This is a genomic window from Fructobacillus parabroussonetiae, assembly GCF_018437265.1.
Lineage (GTDB): Bacteria > Bacillota > Bacilli > Lactobacillales > Lactobacillaceae > Fructobacillus > Fructobacillus parabroussonetiae.
Window position 1 is genome coordinate 17,613 of record NZ_JAAMFL010000002.1, and the last position, 16,457, is coordinate 34,069.

The 16,457-nt window shown below is 45.9% G+C and carries 18 protein-coding genes and 1 pseudogene; 10 read left to right on the plus strand and 9 right to left on the minus strand.

The annotated features are described in order from the left end of the window. Positions 1-2 precede the first annotated feature (2 nt). Together G6R30_RS01205 and G6R30_RS01210 are read left to right on the plus strand one after the other, a co-directional pair. Complete coding sequence (locus tag G6R30_RS01205; protein ID WP_213820663.1) at positions 3-683, plus strand: ABC transporter ATP-binding protein; 681 nt, start codon at positions 3-5, stop codon at positions 681-683. 104 nt (positions 684-787) lie between these two features. Then, positions 788-1,552 carry a CPBP family intramembrane glutamic endopeptidase gene (locus tag G6R30_RS01210; RefSeq protein ID WP_213820665.1) on the plus strand — a complete coding sequence of 255 codons (765 nt, stop codon included), beginning with the start codon at positions 788-790 and terminating at the stop codon, positions 1,550-1,552. A 48-nt stretch (positions 1,553-1,600) separates the two neighbouring features. Here G6R30_RS01210 and G6R30_RS01215 read toward each other — a convergent pair whose 3' ends face one another. After that, on the minus strand, positions 1,601-2,491 hold the full coding sequence (locus G6R30_RS01215) for a metal ABC transporter solute-binding protein, Zn/Mn family (protein ID WP_213820667.1): 891 nt from the start codon (positions 2,489-2,491) through the stop codon (positions 1,601-1,603). 80 nt (positions 2,492-2,571) lie between these two features. Beyond that, complete coding sequence (locus tag G6R30_RS01220; RefSeq protein ID WP_213820669.1) at positions 2,572-3,225, minus strand: LysR family transcriptional regulator; 654 nt, start codon at positions 3,223-3,225, stop codon at positions 2,572-2,574. A 224-nt stretch (positions 3,226-3,449) separates the two neighbouring features. Between G6R30_RS01220 and G6R30_RS01225 the strand changes: the two are divergent. Next, positions 3,450-5,078 (plus strand): annotated as a pseudogene (locus tag G6R30_RS01225) (malolactic enzyme); the annotation flags it as partial. 114 nt (positions 5,079-5,192) lie between these two features. Here the strand turns inward: G6R30_RS01225 and G6R30_RS01230 are convergent. Together G6R30_RS01230 and rpiA are read right to left on the minus strand one after the other, a co-directional pair. Continuing rightward, entirely contained in the window at positions 5,193-6,488 is a 1,296-nt protein-coding gene (locus G6R30_RS01230; protein ID WP_238476760.1) for a threonine/serine exporter family protein, read from the minus strand. A 285-nt stretch (positions 6,489-6,773) separates the two neighbouring features. Then, the gene (gene rpiA / locus G6R30_RS01235; protein ID WP_213820675.1) at positions 6,774-7,448 is read right to left on the minus strand and encodes a ribose-5-phosphate isomerase RpiA; all 675 of its coding nucleotides are present in this window, start codon (positions 7,446-7,448) and stop codon (positions 6,774-6,776) included. Between the two features lie 154 nt (positions 7,449-7,602). On the opposite strand from rpiA, the gene G6R30_RS01240 reads away from it, so the two are divergent. The 3 genes from G6R30_RS01240 to lepB all read left to right on the plus strand — a co-directional run bounded on the left by G6R30_RS01240 (position 7,603) and on the right by lepB (position 9,611). Continuing rightward, positions 7,603-8,538, plus strand: coding sequence for a ribokinase (locus G6R30_RS01240; protein ID WP_213820677.1), 936 nt, complete (start codon positions 7,603-7,605; stop codon positions 8,536-8,538). Positions 8,539-8,550: 12 nt separating this feature from the next. Then, positions 8,551-8,892, plus strand: a complete 342-nt coding sequence (locus G6R30_RS01245; RefSeq protein ID WP_213820679.1) for a hypothetical protein — start codon at positions 8,551-8,553, stop codon at positions 8,890-8,892. A 95-nt stretch (positions 8,893-8,987) separates the two neighbouring features. Further along, positions 8,988-9,611 carry a signal peptidase I gene (gene lepB / locus G6R30_RS01250; protein WP_238476759.1) on the plus strand — a complete coding sequence of 208 codons (624 nt, stop codon included), beginning with the start codon at positions 8,988-8,990 and terminating at the stop codon, positions 9,609-9,611. A gap of 127 nt (positions 9,612-9,738) precedes the next feature. On the opposite strand, the gene G6R30_RS01255 is transcribed toward lepB, so the two are convergent. The 4 genes from G6R30_RS01255 to G6R30_RS01270 form a co-directional block, all read right to left on the minus strand. Then, positions 9,739-10,284 (minus strand): helix-turn-helix domain-containing protein, encoded by a 546-nt coding sequence (locus tag G6R30_RS01255; protein ID WP_213820683.1) that lies wholly within the window; start codon positions 10,282-10,284, stop codon positions 9,739-9,741. Positions 10,285-10,640: 356 nt separating this feature from the next. Further along, positions 10,641-10,805, minus strand: coding sequence for a hypothetical protein (locus tag G6R30_RS01260; RefSeq protein WP_213820685.1), 165 nt, complete (start codon positions 10,803-10,805; stop codon positions 10,641-10,643). A 52-nt stretch (positions 10,806-10,857) separates the two neighbouring features. Further along, on the minus strand, positions 10,858-11,220 hold the full coding sequence (locus G6R30_RS01265) for a hypothetical protein (protein WP_213820687.1): 363 nt from the start codon (positions 11,218-11,220) through the stop codon (positions 10,858-10,860). A 149-nt stretch (positions 11,221-11,369) separates the two neighbouring features. Further along, on the minus strand, positions 11,370-11,861 hold the full coding sequence (locus G6R30_RS01270; protein ID WP_213820689.1) for a hypothetical protein: 492 nt from the start codon (positions 11,859-11,861) through the stop codon (positions 11,370-11,372). A gap of 236 nt (positions 11,862-12,097) precedes the next feature. Between G6R30_RS01270 and G6R30_RS01275 the strand changes: the two genes are divergently transcribed. Together G6R30_RS01275 and G6R30_RS01280 are read left to right on the plus strand one after the other, a co-directional pair. Beyond that, a complete protein-coding gene (locus G6R30_RS01275) occupies positions 12,098-12,532 on the plus strand; it encodes a DUF1440 domain-containing protein (protein WP_213820691.1) in 435 nt (144 codons plus the stop codon). Between the two features lie 199 nt (positions 12,533-12,731). Then, positions 12,732-13,052: a helix-turn-helix domain-containing protein gene (locus G6R30_RS01280; RefSeq protein ID WP_213820693.1), complete on the plus strand. Its 321-nt coding sequence runs from the start codon at positions 12,732-12,734 to the stop codon at positions 13,050-13,052. A 58-nt stretch (positions 13,053-13,110) separates the two neighbouring features. On the opposite strand, the gene G6R30_RS01285 is transcribed toward G6R30_RS01280, so the two are convergent. Then, on the minus strand, positions 13,111-15,081 hold the full coding sequence (locus G6R30_RS01285) for an ABC transporter ATP-binding protein/permease (protein ID WP_213820695.1): 1,971 nt from the start codon (positions 15,079-15,081) through the stop codon (positions 13,111-13,113). 132 nt (positions 15,082-15,213) lie between these two features. Here G6R30_RS01285 and G6R30_RS01290 point away from each other — a divergent pair, with 132 nt between their 5' ends. After that, positions 15,214-15,900 carry an HD domain-containing protein gene (locus tag G6R30_RS01290; RefSeq protein WP_213820698.1) on the plus strand — a complete coding sequence of 229 codons (687 nt, stop codon included), beginning with the start codon at positions 15,214-15,216 and terminating at the stop codon, positions 15,898-15,900. Next, complete coding sequence (locus G6R30_RS01295; RefSeq protein ID WP_213820700.1) at positions 15,900-16,418, plus strand: GNAT family N-acetyltransferase; 519 nt, start codon at positions 15,900-15,902, stop codon at positions 16,416-16,418. The genes G6R30_RS01290 and G6R30_RS01295 overlap by 1 nt, the downstream gene beginning before the upstream one ends. The last annotated feature ends 39 nt before the right edge of the window (positions 16,419-16,457 follow it).

The following is a 16,457-nucleotide window of genomic DNA, read 5'->3' on the forward strand; positions in this document are numbered from 1 at the left end:
TCATGGAGAAGCTTGAATTAAAGGCGGTAAACAAAGTCTTTGGCTCGGGAAGTAACCGTGTCCAGGCGCTTTCTGACGTTAATTTTGAAGCAAAGGCTGGCGAACTAACCTTAATTTTAGGGCCTTCTGGGTCCGGAAAGTCGACGCTGTTAACCATTTTAGGTGGTTTGCAACAGCCAAGCGAAGGCCAAGTGCTCGTGAATGGGCAGCGATTTGATAATCAAAGGGGGAAAGCGGCTGATGCCTTCCGCTTAAACCACATCGGCTTTGTCTTACAGTCTTACAGCCTCGTCCCTTACCTGACGGTTGCCGACCAATTCCGTCTGGTTGATAAGGTGAAAAAATCGGGTAATTTGGACAAGTCGACTTTTCAGGGATATATGAACCGATTGGGAATTGAACCGCTTTTGCAGAAGTTTCCAGGCGAACTATCCGGTGGACAAAGTCAGCGTGTTGCCATTGCCCGAGCGCTTTACGGCAACCCAGACTTTCTGTTAGCAGACGAGCCAACGGCGGCCTTGGACTCAGAGCGTGTTCAAGAAGTCGGACAGCTTTTTAAAGATATCGCCGAAAAGGCGAACAAGGCGGTGGTCGTGGTGACACACGATCTGCGTTTGAAGGAAAAGGCGGATCGTATTTATCAATTAGTCGATGGAAAAATTTCTCTTGAAAAGGGTGAATAAAAAAAGCTCGTCTCAAAGAGGCGGGCTTTTTGCTATTTTAGCCTGAAAACGACGCTTTATGCTATACTGCCACAGGGATATTGCATAAGAAAAGGAGAAAGAAAATGACCGAACAAACGACTTTTAAAAAGCTGATTACGTTGACCATCAGCTTTATTGTGCTCGACCTTGTTGTTCAGCACATCATGGTCTATCAAGCCGTCAACTGGGCGTTCTACCAATTTAATCTGGATCAATTCACCGCACAGTTCATTTCAAAAATGACCGAGTTGATCGTGGTACTTGGCATTAACGCCTTTGTCACAAAGCAAAAAATCTATTTGAAGCCGCGCTTTACCTGGCTAGAAGCCCTTTATTGGCTCTTTATGGTGGCCGTTGTCATCCCGTTTTTGTCGGCTGACAACCTGCTGGAGGCATTGGGCACGGGATTGATGGGTGGTTTCCCGGAAGAGTTCCTGGCCCGGGCCGTTTTGATGGGGATGTTTTTAACTTACCTGCTGAAGGGCGGCTATCATCGCCATCAACTAGTAAAAGGGATTTTGTACGCGGACTTGGCTTTTGCCTTGATGCACTTTACCAATCTGACCCATGCACCCTTTTCTTATGTGCTGGTTCAGTCCGTTCTCGCCTTCATTGCCGGGCTGGCCTATGCGGCCATCTATGTGCAAACGGGCAACATTTGGTCGGCCGTGGCCCTGCATTTTGTCGATGACTTTGTCTTGACGGCCAATGCCGCAACGGGTGACCTGGCGATGTATGCCAACGCCGCCTTTTCATACTTTAAGATTGTCCTGGTAATTGCCCTCTTCCTCTATTGGAAGAAGCACGAACCAGAATTGTCCCGTCGAATTCGTCATATCAATGATTAATGAAAAAGTCGCTTGCCAAGATTGGCAAGCGACTTTTTTGATGCTGTTTTAGGACAGTGCCTTTTCAATTTGATTGAGCTCGGAAAGCTTCCAGTCGACATAGGAGGTCTTGTCGGGCGAAGTTTCGGTGACGTTCACAACGGGAATGTTTTCTGCCTTGGCCAGCTTGACTAATTTCGCTACGTCGCCACCAGTTGTTTGTGTGTTTTGGAGAACAAAATCAACTTGATGGTTCTGGATGCTGCTTTGGATTTTCTTCATGACGGCTGGGGATGGATCCGTATCCTCAGCAATCGCATCGGCAAAGTCCGTTCCCGTCAACTGAATGCCAATGTCTTTTAGCATGTATTCGTAGACGGACTCTGTTTCAAAGGCTGTTTTGCCCTTAGCTTTTTCTTTCAGTTCCGCCACTTTGTCAGTCACTGGCTGGAGCTTTTCTTTGTAAGCCTTGGCGTTTTGCTGATATTCGGCCTTGTGAGCGGGATCCTTTTTACTCAAGGTGTCAGCCAGTCCCTGTGCCGCATTCACCATATTATCTGGATCGTTCCAGAGATGGGGGTTGGCACTTTTATCCTTTTTTAACAGGTCTGACACTAAGACGAGCTGTGTTTGCTTGGAGGTCTTGGCTAGTTTGTTTAACCAAGCATCATAACCAAGCCCGTTTCCAAAGGCAATGTCGGCCTGGGAAACTTTTTTGGCGACATCGTTGGTTGGCTCATAGTCTTCTGGTGAGACCGATTGCTTTTCAATCACGGCCGAAACGTTTGCCTGATCGCCGGCAACGGTCTTCGCCAGTTCGGCGTAGACGTTTGTCGAGGCAACGATGGTTAGTTTGCCATTGGAAGAGGAGTCGTCGGATGACTTTGGCCATAAAGCGATGCCCAGAATGACGGCGAGTAAAACCGTCATGGACGAAATTAAGATGACTGTCTTTTTCATTTTCATTTCCTTTACAAAAGCAGTAACAAGAACATCTTTAGCTTATAGGGGGGAGTGGCTTATAGTCAAACCTTGGCCAGCTAATGACTTTTGCTTATAAGGGTAAAGTCGACGGCCGCCGCTGAATCAATGCCAGCCCGCAATTCATCGAGAATTCGGCTAAGGTCTGTGTTTTGTAGGCGCTCCTTGCGGTAGACAAAGGTTAGTGGGAAGGCCGGCAGGACCTTGTCTGCAGAGAGTTGCAAAGGAGGATGGGGAATGTCGATGGCCGTGAACTTTTCTTCTATTGTAACGGGACTTGTTAAAAATGCCGCGTCCGCTTGACCGGAGGCCAAGGCTTGAAGCGCTTCGTTTGTGCCGGCCGTCTGTTTTTGAAGGTGGGTGAAAAAATGATCGGAAAGATGTTCTTCAACTGCCGGAAAGTAGGCGAGGTTGGCTAATTCGGATAGAACGAGGACCAATTTTTGCTCGGCTTCTTTTTGGATTTCTTCCTCGGCTAATTGGTATTGCGTGATGATTTGTTGGGCGTGTTGCTGGAGAATTCGGCCGGGGTGTGTCAGCGCAAATTTTTGATGACCGGGATCTCGCCAAATCAATTCGGTGGAAAGTTCCTTTTCGAGTCGTTGCATCGCCAGGGAAATGGTTGGTTGTGAAACGTTAAATTGTTTGGAAACTTTAGAAAAGGAACCGAGATCAGCCAAGGCCAAATAATATTGTAAATCTTGAATTCGCATCGATTTTTCCTTCCAAAGTCGTTTTCGTGAACAAGTGAAAAAAGTACTTAAAGTATATCAGAAAAAAAGCCTCAATAAGGGACATATCAAGGAAATTGTCCGGTAAAACAGAGCGGTTCTCATTGACTGGAGACCGATATGAGCGTAAACTTTAATGTAACTTAGGTAGGAAGATTGCACCGAATGGTGCGGCCTAAAGTAGATAGAAAAAAAGGAGTTCATCTCAAATGACAACACCAATCGAGATTTTGAACAACCCCTTCTTGAACAAGGGGACTGGTTTCACGATGGAAGAACGTAAGGAACTCGGCGTAGCCGGTTTGTTGCCTCCACGCGTGCAAACTTTGGAAGAACAAGAAGCACAAACATACGCACAATTCCAGTCAAAGCCATCTGACTTGGAAAAGCGCTTGTTCTTGATGGAAATCTTTAACACGAACCACACATTGTTCTACTACATGTTCTCACAACACGTGGTTGAATTTATGCCAATCGTTTACGATCCAGTTATCGCTGACACGATCGAAAACTACTCAGATTTGTTCGTTGACCCACAAAACGCCGTTTACTTCTCAATTGACAACGACGAAGACTTCGAAACAAGCTTGAAGAACGCTGCTAACGGCCGCGACATCAAGTTGATTGTTGTAACGGATGCCGAAGGTATCTTGGGTATCGGTGATTGGGGTGTTAACGGTGTTGACATCGCTGTTGGTAAGTTGATGGTTTATACGGCCGCTGCTGGTGTTAACCCAGCCGACGTTTTGCCAGTTGTTTTGGATAACGGAACAAACAACAAGGAATTGTTGGAAAACCCTAACTACTTGGGTAACCGTCACGAACGTGTTCGCGGCGAAAAGTACGACAAGTTTGTTGACAACTTTGTACAAGCTGCTGAAAAGGCATTCCCTAACCTTTACTTGCACTGGGAAGACTTTGCCCGCCAAAACGGCGCTAAGATCTTGAACAAGTACAAGAACGACATCACAACGTTCAACGATGACATCCAGGGAACTGGTATCATCACGTTGGCCGCTGCTTTGGGTGCCATGAACATCACGGGTGAAAAGTTGTCTGAACAGACTTACTTGTCATTCGGTGCCGGATCTGCCGGAAGTGGTATCGCTGCTCGTATCTACGACGAAATGTTGCAAGAAGGTTTGTCAGAAGAAGAAGCTAAGTCACACATCTACTTGGTTGACAAGCAAGGTTTGCTCTTCGACGACATGGACGACTTGACACCAGAACAAGCACCATTTGCTCGCAAGCGTTCAGAATTTGCTAACGCTGACCAGTTGAAGGACTTGATGTCAGTTGTTAAGGAAATCCACCCAACAATCTTGGTTGGTACTTCAACTGTTCCTGGTGCATTTACTAAGGAAATCGTTCAAGAAATGGCTTCTCACGTAGAACGCCCAATCATCTTCCCATTGTCTAACCCAACGAAGTTGGTTGAAGCAACGGCCAAGGACTTGCTTGAATGGACTGATGGTAAGGCATTGGTTGCCAACGGTATTCCTGTTGACCCAATCGAATACAAGGGTGTTACTTACAACATCGGACAAGCCAACAACGCGCTTGTTTACCCTGGTCTTGGACTTGGAACGATCGCTTCAACGGCTACTGTCTTGAACGATGAAATGATTTCAGCTGCTGCTCACTCATTGGGTGGCCTTGTTGACGGAACGAAGCCAGGAGCCGCTGTTTTGCCTCCAGTTTCACAGTTGACGAAGTTCTCTGAAGATGTTGCGATTGCGGTTGCTCAATCAGCCGTTGACCAAGGCATCACGAAGGAAAAGATCTCAGACGTTAAGGCTGCGATCGAAGCCTTGAAGTGGGAACCAAAGTACTAAACCTTTGGTTTCGCTTTGTAAAAGGAATCGCCGAAAGGCGGTTCTTTTTTTTATACTAAAAAGTCGTCTGCGTACAGTTGAACTGTTGCAGGCGACTTTTTAAATGGTAGTTGTTTAATCAACCTTCCGCCAATCTTTATCAAAAAGGAAGCGGGCGACGTAAAGGCCGAATGGTAAAAAGACCATGATGAGGGCGGCGCGGGTTAACCAGGTGGCCCCATCGCCAATATTGTTGAGCCCGAGATTATAGACCCCGCAATAAATATAAAGGCCAGGCACCATAATCACGATGGCAGGCACCGTTAGCGAAATACGGGGGAAATTCGTATAACGATTAATCAAAGAGGCGGCCACCCCAGCAATTAAGGCCCCAATAAAGGCGGCGGCAGCGGGTGGTAACTGAGATAAGTCAACGAGCTCCAGTCGGGTGGTGTTGGCAAGAGAACCAATCAAGCCGGCCGTAATGGCCATCTTTGGTTGCGAATTAAACATCATGGAGAAGCCAAACACACCAGCAAAGGACGCCACTAATCGACAAGCGATGAGCGGATAAAGGGCTAGGCCCTGGGGTAAGAAGTTTTGTGGATGTAAGTGAAAGGCCAGCGCTAAGAGCCAACCAACGAGGGTGGCGGAGAAAATAATCATTAATGCGAAGGCCAGACGTTCGAGACCGGACCGCATGTCGTTTTTCGAAAGGTCGAGAATCGAGGTAATGAAAGGAAAGCCGGGAATGACAAAGAGCATGGCGCCGATGTAGCCGGCCTCGTGGGCGGCTGACAAATGAGTCGTCAGTCCCAGCAAAAACAGGGTGGCGACATAGGTCAAACAGGCGGCAGCCACACCAAGGACCGTTGTCGCCACAGCGTTCCAGCGACGCCCACCCAGCTTCTTACGCGTGTAGTTACCAGCAAAGGCGCCAGTAAAACAGCCCAGCATCTCAATCAGTCCACCACCAAGCAAAAAGATAAAGCCAGCACAGGCAATGGCGGCCGCAAGGCCAGCCATGATGGCTGAGTAATTACCGGGGCGCTTTTGAATGGCGTCCAATTCCTTGTGGGCAACCTGCGGTTTTTGATCCGCATAGACGGTGGCAAAGTCGGCCACGTACTTTTCAATTAACGTCATCTTGTGCGTATTCACGCCCGTTGCGGCTAATGATAGCGATTCTGTATACGATTCAGTACCATCAAAACAGGTCAGGGTAATGGCGGTAAAACCAATGTCGGCTGAAATGGTTAGCTGTAGGGCGCGGGCCACGGTATTCATCGCTGAACGAACGCGCCAGGCACCGGTGCCACAGGAAAGCAGTAGAATGCCGACACGTCCGACAATGGAGGCACGAACTGGTAAGGAAGCTAAGCGGGCTGGTTGTTGTTCATTTTCAATGACTTTTTCCCAGCGAACCGCCATGTGTTGGTGCAGCCGTTCGGGATGTTCGGTGTCATTAATGGCGGATTGTGTGGTGGTCGAATTCATGTCTGCATGCTCCAGTGACTAACTTTTCTAAATAAGGTTAATATAGCCTAATGATAGGCGTTTGCCGCTTTTTTTTCAAGGGAAAGTGAGGGGCTTTTCTTGGAACAAACGGAATAAAACACAGGAAAAAACCAACTGTTGATTGAAGCATTCCGGTGAATGCGATGCGAAACAAAAAAACCACCGCTTGTTGACGGTGGTTTCAAAGATAGGGGGACATTACCCTTTTCGGTAAATGGCTTCACCCGTATTACCGACGAGCAAGACATCACAAACTTGAATGAAGAGACCGTGCTCCACAACGCCGGTTAAGGCTTTGAGTTCATTGGCGAGCTTGGGTAGGTCATCGACTTGTGAAATATCGATGTCGATGATGTAGTTGCCAGAATCGGTGGTCAGGTAGTTGCCGTCTTCTTGCTGACGGTAAACGGGCTTTAAGTCCTGTTCTTTTAGGTAGTTATAGACGTGGTGAACGCCAAATTTAACGACCTCAACGGGTAATTTGTAGGAGCCCAATCGAGGGTGTCGTTTGGAAGAATCAACGACCCAAATGTTTTTCTGCGAGTTCATGGCCACGATCTTTTCGAAGAGCAAAGCGGCGCCGCCACCCTTAATTCCGTTCAAATCGGGGTCAACTTCATCAGCACCGTCAACGGTCACATCGATCCGGTCGACGGCATCGATGTCGACGACTTTTAGGCCGAAGCCAAGAGCCAGTTGCTGCGTCTGGCCAGAGGTGGCCACGCAGGTGATATCCATGGCCTCTTCGTGTGCTTTTTTAGCCAGCAAATCGATAAAAATGGAAGCGGTCGAACCCGATCCCAACCCGACAATTGCTTGGTTGGGAATCAGGTCAACGGCCATTTGAGCAGCTTTTACTTTATGGTCATTCACGGCAAATCCTCCATCAAAGTGATAACATCTACCTTCTATTATAGCAGACAGGGCAGCCGGCCTTCGATGACTTTGCGCATTTTTACTGCCAAAGTCGCGACTTTCTAGTAAAATAGAAAGTGAAAACAACGCGTTTCGATGAAAAGGGTTGACTATGAAAAAGCAAGTAACGATTGTCGGTTCGACGAATTTGGACCGCGTTACCCGAGTGCCACGTTTGGCACAGTCGGGTGAGACATTATCGATTGGCCAGCACCAAGAAGAGGTGATGGGTGGAAAGGGCTTGAACCAAGCGGTTGCGATCGCCCGTTCAGGTGCTAAAGCCAACTTTATTAGTAAAGTGGGTAAGGAATTTGACCTTGGCTCGAAGGTCCAAGAAGAAAACTTAAATTTGGCCTATTTGCTCCATTCAGACAAGTTTCAAACTGGGCAGGCCTATATCACCGTTTCAAAGGCCACGGGCGATAACATTATCTACGTTTACGAAGGTGCAAACGGCGACCTTTCGGCAAAAGATATTTGGGACCAACAAGCGGCCTTAAAGGGATCGGGCTTTTGCTTAACGCAGCTGGAGATTCCGTTGGAGACGGCGTTGACGGCTTTTAAAGAAGCGAAAAAGGCGGGGGTGACGACGGTTTTGAATCCCGCTCCCGTTCCTGACCAGGAAGACTTACCAAAGGCCTTGTTGGCGCAGACGGATTTGATTATTCCAAACGAGCACGAGGCAGCCCTGATCACTAACATTCCAGTGACGGACCGGGCCTCTTTAATTGCTAACGCTGAGTTTTTTTTTGATTTAGGCTTGGAACACGTGTTGATCACGCTGGGTGATAAAGGCGCCTTTTACAAGGCTAAATCCGGCAAGGAAGTCATGATTCCAGCCATTAAGACAACGGCGATTGACACAACGGCTGCCGGCGATACCTTTATTGGTGCGCTGCTTTCTCGCTTGGCTCCTTCCTTTGATAACATCGAAGGCGCCATCCGATACGCGGTTGCAGCCTCATCGATTACGGTGGCCGCTGCTGGTGCGCTACCTTCCATTCCTTACGAAGAAGCGGTGCTGTCGGAATTACCAAAGACCAATTGAACGGAACGGATCATGAAAACAACAATCAAGGATTTACAGCTTAAAAGGCGTGAGTATTGGGTTTCACTTCAACTGGTGCATTCGCCCAATTCACCACTGCCGATTTTAACGGCGGAAGGTGAAGAGAATCCGGTTTTAGACTATCGGGTGCTCTGTTTTTCATTCGGTGATTACCTGGTGATTGACTGGCTCAAATCCTTTCCTGGACCAAATCCCTTAAATCTTGTGATGTCGCACTTTCAAGAAGGCGACTTAACGAAACTGGACAAGTCCCACGGTCTCATTTCCTTTGAAACAACAGGAATTGGTGATCAAGCAACTTACCGGATTGTGATTAATACTTTGCGTTCTTAAAGAATTGGTTAAAAAGCCGGCAGGGCATGGAAATCCCCCTGTGCAACCTTGCACCAGCTAGAAAAGACGAGTAAGCTTAGACTGAGGTTATGATTATGAAGAAATTACTAGCATTTATCTGGAACTGGGTAGTGCCAATCGCCATTGGGATTTTGGCCTACGTAGCTATTACGACTTTTTGGGTTAACATTGTGACAATCAACGGAGACTCGATGGATCCAAACTTGCTGGATCAGCAAAAGGTCGTTGTACAAAAAACACAGAATCTAAAGCGTGGTGACGTCGTGGTCTTTGATGCACGTAAGGAAGACCCACGCATCAAAGCCGGTAACAAGGATTACGTCAAGCGTGTGATTGCCGTTGCGGGTGACACGGTTGAATACAAGGACGGGTTGCTTTACGTAAATGGTAAGAAGGTTAACGAATCTTACATTAGTAGCGAAGAGCAAAACGCCGGCACAGCTTCGTCCTTTGGTTCTTCATGGTCGCTAAAGACTTTGTCATCGACTGGCCCTTGGGAGAAGAGTGACCAAAACAAAACGGTTGTGCCAAAGGATAGCTACTTCGTCCTTGGTGATCACCGTTCGGTATCAAATGATTCTCGTTATTTTGGTTTTGTTTCGAAGAAACACGTTATTGGAAAGATTCACGTACCATTCTGGTATTCAACGACGGTCAAAGATAACATCGCCAAACAAGATCAACATTACTTCGCCTAATTTAATTTAGATAAGAAAAAACAGCCGCTCGATAGGAGCGGCTGTTTTTATCTTTATTTAAGTCTATAGAAACGACTTGGGGATGTTGGTGTTTATTTGATATTTACTCGTTGGTTAAATATTTGTCTTAGCCCTGAGTGATTTCGGTCGTGTAAAAAACATTGTTGATATTGTATCGAATATAGTTTCGGGCAAAACCGTATAGTAAATTGCTGATGTTTTTGAGGGGCTTTACAATACTTAAGCCAATGGCAAAGAACAAGATGCATAACAATGTTTGTAGAATAGCTAAGTGTTGTATGCCCAATAGAACAACAGTTAAAAGCATTACTGGACTTAAAATAAAGGCTGCTGCGATTAACCAAGAGGAAAGCCATACTGTGAGTAATGTAAGGCCTAAGGTTAAGAATGTAAAAAAGTTAAAAACTACTGATCCTAATAAAGCGAATGGATTAATTTTTTTATTCATGTGTGTCTTATTTTCTCCTAACAGTTCAGAAAGTGGAACATCATATAATGTTGATAAATCAGTCAACGCTGCAAGTGGCGGTAAAACAGAGTCGTTTTCCCATCTTGAAACAGTTTGTCTGGTGATAAATAATTGATGTGCAACTAATTCTTGTGTCATGCCTTTTCGTTGGCGTATTTTTTGTAATTGATTACCTAAAGTCATCTGACACCTCCTTGTTTTTGATTATCATTCTTTCTGTCCGAAATTCCAAGCACGTAATATGTTACATCCTTAAGGTAGCGTTTTTTGTCAGTGCTTCCATTTCATATTCTTATAAATCGTATTCATAATGTACTGTTGATAATAAAATGAATTCAATGGGATTATTTATAAAAAAATATTTTATTGTAAATAGGGAGCATCGATGATAACCGTATAAAAAAACCGAAATTTGGATTTTCCAAATTTCGGGGGCCATATGAAATGGGAAATAGTGGCTGTTTTCTACTGGGCTTAAGGCCCGAAACAGTGACGATCATCTGCTTCACTTTTACCCAGAGGTGTTGATGATCGGGATTTTATTCGTAGGTAATCATGCCGATATAATAAAACCAAAAGGAAGAAGATAATTTAATATCGATAATTTTATAACCATTATCTTGTAAGTCCTTTAAATTTCGGTTCATTTTATCGTCAAAAGTGGCTGCGGACGTAATACTGGAAACGGTTTTTGTTTGAAGCATTGTTTTCTCCTTGTTTCTATTCTCCCGGTTATATTAACTATGAATAATGATTTCACTCAATATTTTGAGAAATCGTATAAGCGATAGGAGAAACATTTAGTCCAATCCACTTTAAAACATAAGTAATTATATACGAATTACCTGTTTCGAACAGTTCAGATATAGTTTTAAACTCATTGGTAAAATCTTGTTTTGTTAAACTTAAGGGGTCCTTTGAATTTAATATTAGTTTTAATGTTGATTGAATAATTTTCTCTTTTGCTTGAGGATCATCTATTCCCATCTTCCAAAGGTAAAAAGATAATGAAACAGGATTGTCAATATCATCGTTTAAGTGATTGGTAATTTCCTCTATAGAGTTGAAAATGATTCTTTCATTTTCAGTTAGTTCGGTATATCTTTTTTCGTTATTCATTAAAATATAGGTTCCAGAATTAATTACACGACAACAACTACTAAAGTTCGATAGATTCCGATAGTAACTACTTGACCAAAATGTCAGGACCCTGTTCTTATGGTCAGCATGTCGAAAAACGACGACTAATAGCTTAAGCAAAGAATGCGTTACTTATTCTTTTTACGTGACCACCAGTGCTTCTTTTGCTCATCTTCCATTTCGATTCGCTGAACACGTGACGTGACTTTGTCTAATTGAGAAAGGGTCGCCATTTGAAGGTGCTGTTGCTGATCGACTGTCGTTTGCGTCTTCTCGAGGTTTTGTTCAGCCTTTTGAAGTGTCGCCTTTAGCGTGTCGATGTGTTCTTTCCGATCTTCTAATTGTTGGTCCTTGTAACCAAGTTGTGATTCCAACAATTGAAGTTTCATCTTTAAGACTTCGACCTCGGCTTCGGTCTCAGCGTTCAGTGAGCCAAGGTAGGCGTTCTTTTCAGGTTTTAGGGCAGCCAGGTCTTCTTCTGTATAGGTGCCGTTCAAATCAATTCCACGCAACTTGGCGCGGTGAAAGAGCGTTTCCCGCTCGATACCGAGGTAAAGAAGGAGTTCGGCGGTCGAACCGAATGTGTAGTAATCGATCATGTTTTCGCGTTTGACTTTCAACAGAAAAACCTCCGTGATGGGCAACGTTTCAAATCGTTGCAATCCGTGTTTTTTAATCGGTAAAGGCGTTCTAAATTGCTCGTTTAAAAGGGCCTTTCAATGCCCTATTATAACAAAAAAATCTGGTGCTTGTCCCAGAAGCATGCTAGGACTAGCCTTTTGGAAGAAAGGCCCTTCTTTTTCTTCTACTAGGAAAAGTGCTATGATTAGAAAAGTGAAGAAAAGGAGAACGATGCATGCTTGGGACGATTATTTTCAATGCCCTTTGGGTTGGCTTTTTGGGAGGCATTTTAGCTTCGCTCGTACGGATTGGTTGGGAACAACTCTTCCGCACGGAAGAAGATAAGAAAACTGAGGCCCTTTCAATTGGCGGCGGGGTCTTCATCGACTTTAGCCGTGGAATTTTCGTCTTGTCATCGATTGTGTTGAGCATTGTTTTCATCATTTGGGCCAATTACGACTCCTCCATTACCCAAGGATCTGGGACATTGTTTGGCCTGATTGTCTGGATCATCATTGATCAGATTTACCGGGTGCTGAAAAAGGAAAAGCAATTCTTCTGGCACCTGCCATGGCAGCAGACAGTGGCTGAAATTGTCGGTTTCTTGCTCTGGGGCTGGGCAATTTACTTGGTGGCCATTGGGCTACCAATCTCGGGCGTTTATTTTTAATGAAACGAAGCAAACAGTCGGCTGATGGCCGACTTTTTTAATACGAAAAATACGGATTTGTCTATAGTTATGAATCTTTTGAATAAAACGAACAAATGTTCGTCTTTTTCCTTGTGGTTCAGTCCCATGACTGGTTATAATAGGGCCAAGACAGAGAGTAGGAAGGGAATCAAACAAGTACCATGATAGGAGGAGCGCAATGGTTCTTGTACATCCCGCAACAATTGAACAATTTGATCATAAATGGATGGAGCTTTCCTTCCGGCAAGAGATCCAAGAGGAGGTGGCGAACCGCTTGCGTAAAGCCCGCTTGATGCGCGGGTACTCGCAGACGGCCGTTGCCAATCGCTTGCACTTGTCCCAATCCGCGATTTCGAAATACGAATCGGGGCAGGTGATGCCGGATCTTTTGATCCTATTAACCTTTTGCCATTTATACGGAAACGAATTGGCCGCATTCTTTGATTGCCCGTTCTTTCGGGCTTACTTAGAAGATTTGCCACCCACGGAGTTGCCATAATAAAAAGTCGCCACCAATTTCAATTGGTGACGACTTTTTAAGTGAGCAAAACCAGCCATTATTCAGCTGATAAGGCATCGATTGGGTTGAGCTTTGCTGCGCGACGAGCAGGTAAGAGCGCAGCCAGCAAGGAGATAATCAAGGCTAAGATGAAGGCGCTGAAGACGTTTGCCCCTGTGATTTGGACAAAGGCGTAATCCGCTGTTCCCTTCAAGAGGGCATTGACACCAGTTTGTGCGAGATAAGCAATGGCCGTTGCCAGTGAGGCGGACAACAAACCAGTAATGAGTGATTCTGAGATGAACAACCAGCGAATATCACGCTTTGATTCACCAAGGGCTCGTAAGATACCAATTTCCTTGGTACGAGCGGCCACTGACATGAACATCGTGACGATGATCATCAAGGCCGACACGATCAAGGAGATACCAGCGATCGTTGAAAGGATTGACGTTGCCAGGTTGACGTAAGTTTGAATCTGGCTAATCAAGCTTTGGATGGTTGACGTCTTGTAAAGACGAGTCTGGCCATCCTTGATTTTGTCGATGGCCTTGGCGGTATCTTCGACGTTGTCTAAGTCATCGACCTTAACCGAGATATCTGTTGGATCGGCGCTCAGGCCGGCAGCCTGCATGGCCTTTTGCAAAGTCGTCGTGTTCACGGCGTTGACCTGTGCACCCTTACCGTCGGAGTGGCCGATACCGGAAACAGTAGCTGTGAAGTTCACGGTCACGGCTGATCCTTGGGCGTTTTGTGATTGGTAAGAAAGCGTTACTTGCTTACCAATCAAGTCCTTATAGTTGTTCTTGTTAAACTTTTCTGCGACCGCTGACTGATCAAGCAAAACTTCGCCTTCCTTGGTTGGGGCGTGGCCGGCTTTGACTGAATCGGTCGTGTTTGATGACGTCCAGTTCGTCAATGAACGCATCTTCACGTTTTGATTATTGTAGGCAACGTTCACGTTCGTTGCGGTGAAGGAGGCTTCGACCGCCTTCACGTGCTTTTGAGTCTTCAGCTGGTTCAGCTGTGCTGTTGTGAAGGCTGGCGTTTCCTGATCCGTTGTAAAGGCGGACATGGAATCGTCGTCATCGTCGGATTTGACGTAACGCGAAACCGACATGACCTGGGGGTTGGCCAACTTCGTGATTTGACTGGACATGTAGCCAGAAATCCCATTACCTAAGCCGGAGAAAAGGATAACGGCAAAAAGTCCGATGGACGTTCCAAGAATGATCAAGGAATTGGTGCCAAGGTTGTGTCGGAAGTGCTTAAAGGCGGTTTTAATCGAAGCACGACGTGGCAGCGAACGGGAAGGAATCATTTCCTTGTCTTGTTCAGGATAGGCCGGCTTGATTCGTTCGTCGGATTCGATTTGACCATCGGCCAAGCGCACGATTCGTGTACCGGCTTCGGCAACGGCTTCTGAGTGGGTCACGGTAATGACCAAACGGCCTTCTGCCGCAATCTCGTTCAACAGGGCCAGGACTTCTTTTGTGTTTTGGGCGTCCAGTGCACCAGTCGGCTCGTCAGCGATGATGACTTTTGGATCAGAGGCCAGGGCACGGGCAATGGCAACACGTTGCTTTTGACCACCGGATAACTGGTTGGGGTACTTCTTGATTTGACCATCCAGGCCAACCTTTGACAAGAGGTTCTTGGCACGTTGTTCCCGTTCTTTCTTTGACAAAGTCGTCATGTCCAATGAAACTAAGACGTTGTCGAGGACAGAAAGGTGGGAAATCAGGTTATAGGACTGGTAGATGTACCCAATCGTCTCGCGACGGTACTTGTCCAGTGCTTTTTCCTGCTTGTGGTCAAGCTTCTTGCCGTTGACCAAGACTTCACCGTTGAAGTTTCGATCCAGGCCGCCGATGATGTTCATCAACGTTGACTTACCACCACCGGATTCACCAAGGATGGAAACAAAGTCACCCAGGTCAAAGTCAAGGTTAATCCCCTTTAAAACGGGAAACTCTTGTGAGCCCAGGAAGTAAGACTTATGAATGTTTTTCAATTCTAAAAATGACATATAATTTCCTATTCTTTATTTTTTTGAATACCCCCATAGTGTAACAAATTTTACAAAATGGCGACACTTGAATCGGTTTTTAATCCATAATAGAATAAGTAAACTAGCGCATGCTGAAAGGGCGGAGGCTAAATGGCTGATTTGAAAAAGATTCATGAGTTTGCTCTGGCGACTTTGGAAGGGGATGCTTCTGGCCACGATTTTTACCACGCGCAGCGAGTGGCGGACTGGGGTGTTGCTTTCTTCATGAACGATCATGAGGCAATGACCGCAGATGACGAGGCAGTGATTCGAGCGGCTGGTCTCTTGCACGATACGATTGATGACAAAGTCGTCGATGATGTACCAAAACAGCTCGTCAAGGTGGAAAAACTGCTGAATGACAGCGGGTTTTCACCAGCGGCTGTGGCGGATGTGCTCGACACAATCCAACACTTGTCCTATTCGGCCAATTTGGCCCAGCACCATGACTTGTCAGCCCTTGGCCAATACGTTCAGGATGCAGATCGAATTGAGGCGCTGGGTGCCATTGGGATTGCCCGCGTCTTTGCCTATGGTGGTGCCAAAGGCCGGCCTTTGGCTGATCCGACGGTTCTGCCAGTTCAAGAAATCAAGGATAAGGCGACCTACCGAAAGAACCAAAACCCCTCGGTCAATCATTTCTATGAAAAATTATTTCTATTGCCCGAGCAGCTAAATACGGCGGCAGGCAAGGCGGAAGGCGAAAAACGAAAGGCTTACATGAAGGATTTTCTAAGAACCTTTCAGGCAGAAACGGGTCTTTTGGATAACCCCGTCTTTGATTTGGAGGATGTTTAATGGAAAACGTGCGCATTGAAAAAGTGACGGAGAAGGATTTAACGCAACTGGTGGCCATCAGCCGGCAGACTTTTACCGAGACTTTTGCCGCTGATAATACTGAGGAAGATCTCCTGGCTTTTTTGGATGAAGCCTACGCGCCAAAACAGCTTGAAAAGGAATTGAAAACGGCTGGCTCGTCTTTTTATTTTTGCCTGGTTGGTGAGAAAATTGCCGGCTACTTAAAAGTGAATCGCGATGCGGCGCAAAGTGAGGACCAGGGAGACGATGCGTTCGAAATTGAGCGGATTTATTTTTTGTCCGACTTTCAAGGCAAAGGGCTTGGTTCGCGCTTTTTTAACTACGCCGAAACACTGGCCCGAGCAGCTGGTAAAAGTCGCCTCTGGCTCGGTGTTTGGGAACACAATGAACGGGCGCTTGCCGTCTATAAAAAGAAGGGCTTTCGACCTTTTTCGGATCATGTTTTCCAAGTTGGCGATGACAAGCAACGGGATCTGTTGATGGAAAAGAATTTATAAAAAGTGATTGTATGAAAAGGGCGTCTAGGTTGACGGCCT

Bases quoted from the DNA above. Each gene is read 5' to 3' on its own strand.
- G6R30_RS01205 (WP_213820663.1), top strand. From the start codon at position 3: ATGGAGAAGCTTGAATTAAAGGCGGTAAACAAAGTCTTTGGCTCGGGA.
- G6R30_RS01210 (WP_213820665.1), top strand. From the start codon at position 788: ATGACCGAACAAACGACTTTTAAAAAGCTGATTACGTTGACCATCAGC.
- G6R30_RS01215 (WP_213820667.1), bottom strand. From the start codon at position 2,491: ATGAAAAAGACAGTCATCTTAATTTCGTCCATGACGGTTTTACTCGCC.
- G6R30_RS01220 (WP_213820669.1), bottom strand. From the start codon at position 3,225: ATGCGAATTCAAGATTTACAATATTATTTGGCCTTGGCTGATCTCGGT.
- G6R30_RS01230 (WP_238476760.1), bottom strand. From the start codon at position 6,488: ATGGCGGTTCGCTGGGAAAAAGTCATTGAAAATGAACAACAACCAGCC.
- G6R30_RS01240 (WP_213820677.1), top strand. From the start codon at position 7,603: ATGAAAAAGCAAGTAACGATTGTCGGTTCGACGAATTTGGACCGCGTT.
- G6R30_RS01245 (WP_213820679.1), top strand. From the start codon at position 8,551: ATGAAAACAACAATCAAGGATTTACAGCTTAAAAGGCGTGAGTATTGG.
- lepB (WP_238476759.1), top strand. From the start codon at position 8,988: ATGAAGAAATTACTAGCATTTATCTGGAACTGGGTAGTGCCAATCGCC.
- G6R30_RS01255 (WP_213820683.1), bottom strand. From the start codon at position 10,284: ATGACTTTAGGTAATCAATTACAAAAAATACGCCAACGAAAAGGCATG.
- G6R30_RS01260 (WP_213820685.1), bottom strand. From the start codon at position 10,805: ATGCTTCAAACAAAAACCGTTTCCAGTATTACGTCCGCAGCCACTTTT.
- G6R30_RS01265 (WP_213820687.1), bottom strand. From the start codon at position 11,220: ATGAATAACGAAAAAAGATATACCGAACTAACTGAAAATGAAAGAATC.
- G6R30_RS01275 (WP_213820691.1), top strand. From the start codon at position 12,098: ATGCTTGGGACGATTATTTTCAATGCCCTTTGGGTTGGCTTTTTGGGA.
- G6R30_RS01280 (WP_213820693.1), top strand. From the start codon at position 12,732: ATGGTTCTTGTACATCCCGCAACAATTGAACAATTTGATCATAAATGG.
- G6R30_RS01285 (WP_213820695.1), bottom strand. From the start codon at position 15,081: ATGTCATTTTTAGAATTGAAAAACATTCATAAGTCTTACTTCCTGGGC.
- G6R30_RS01290 (WP_213820698.1), top strand. From the start codon at position 15,214: ATGGCTGATTTGAAAAAGATTCATGAGTTTGCTCTGGCGACTTTGGAA.
- G6R30_RS01295 (WP_213820700.1), top strand. From the start codon at position 15,900: ATGGAAAACGTGCGCATTGAAAAAGTGACGGAGAAGGATTTAACGCAA.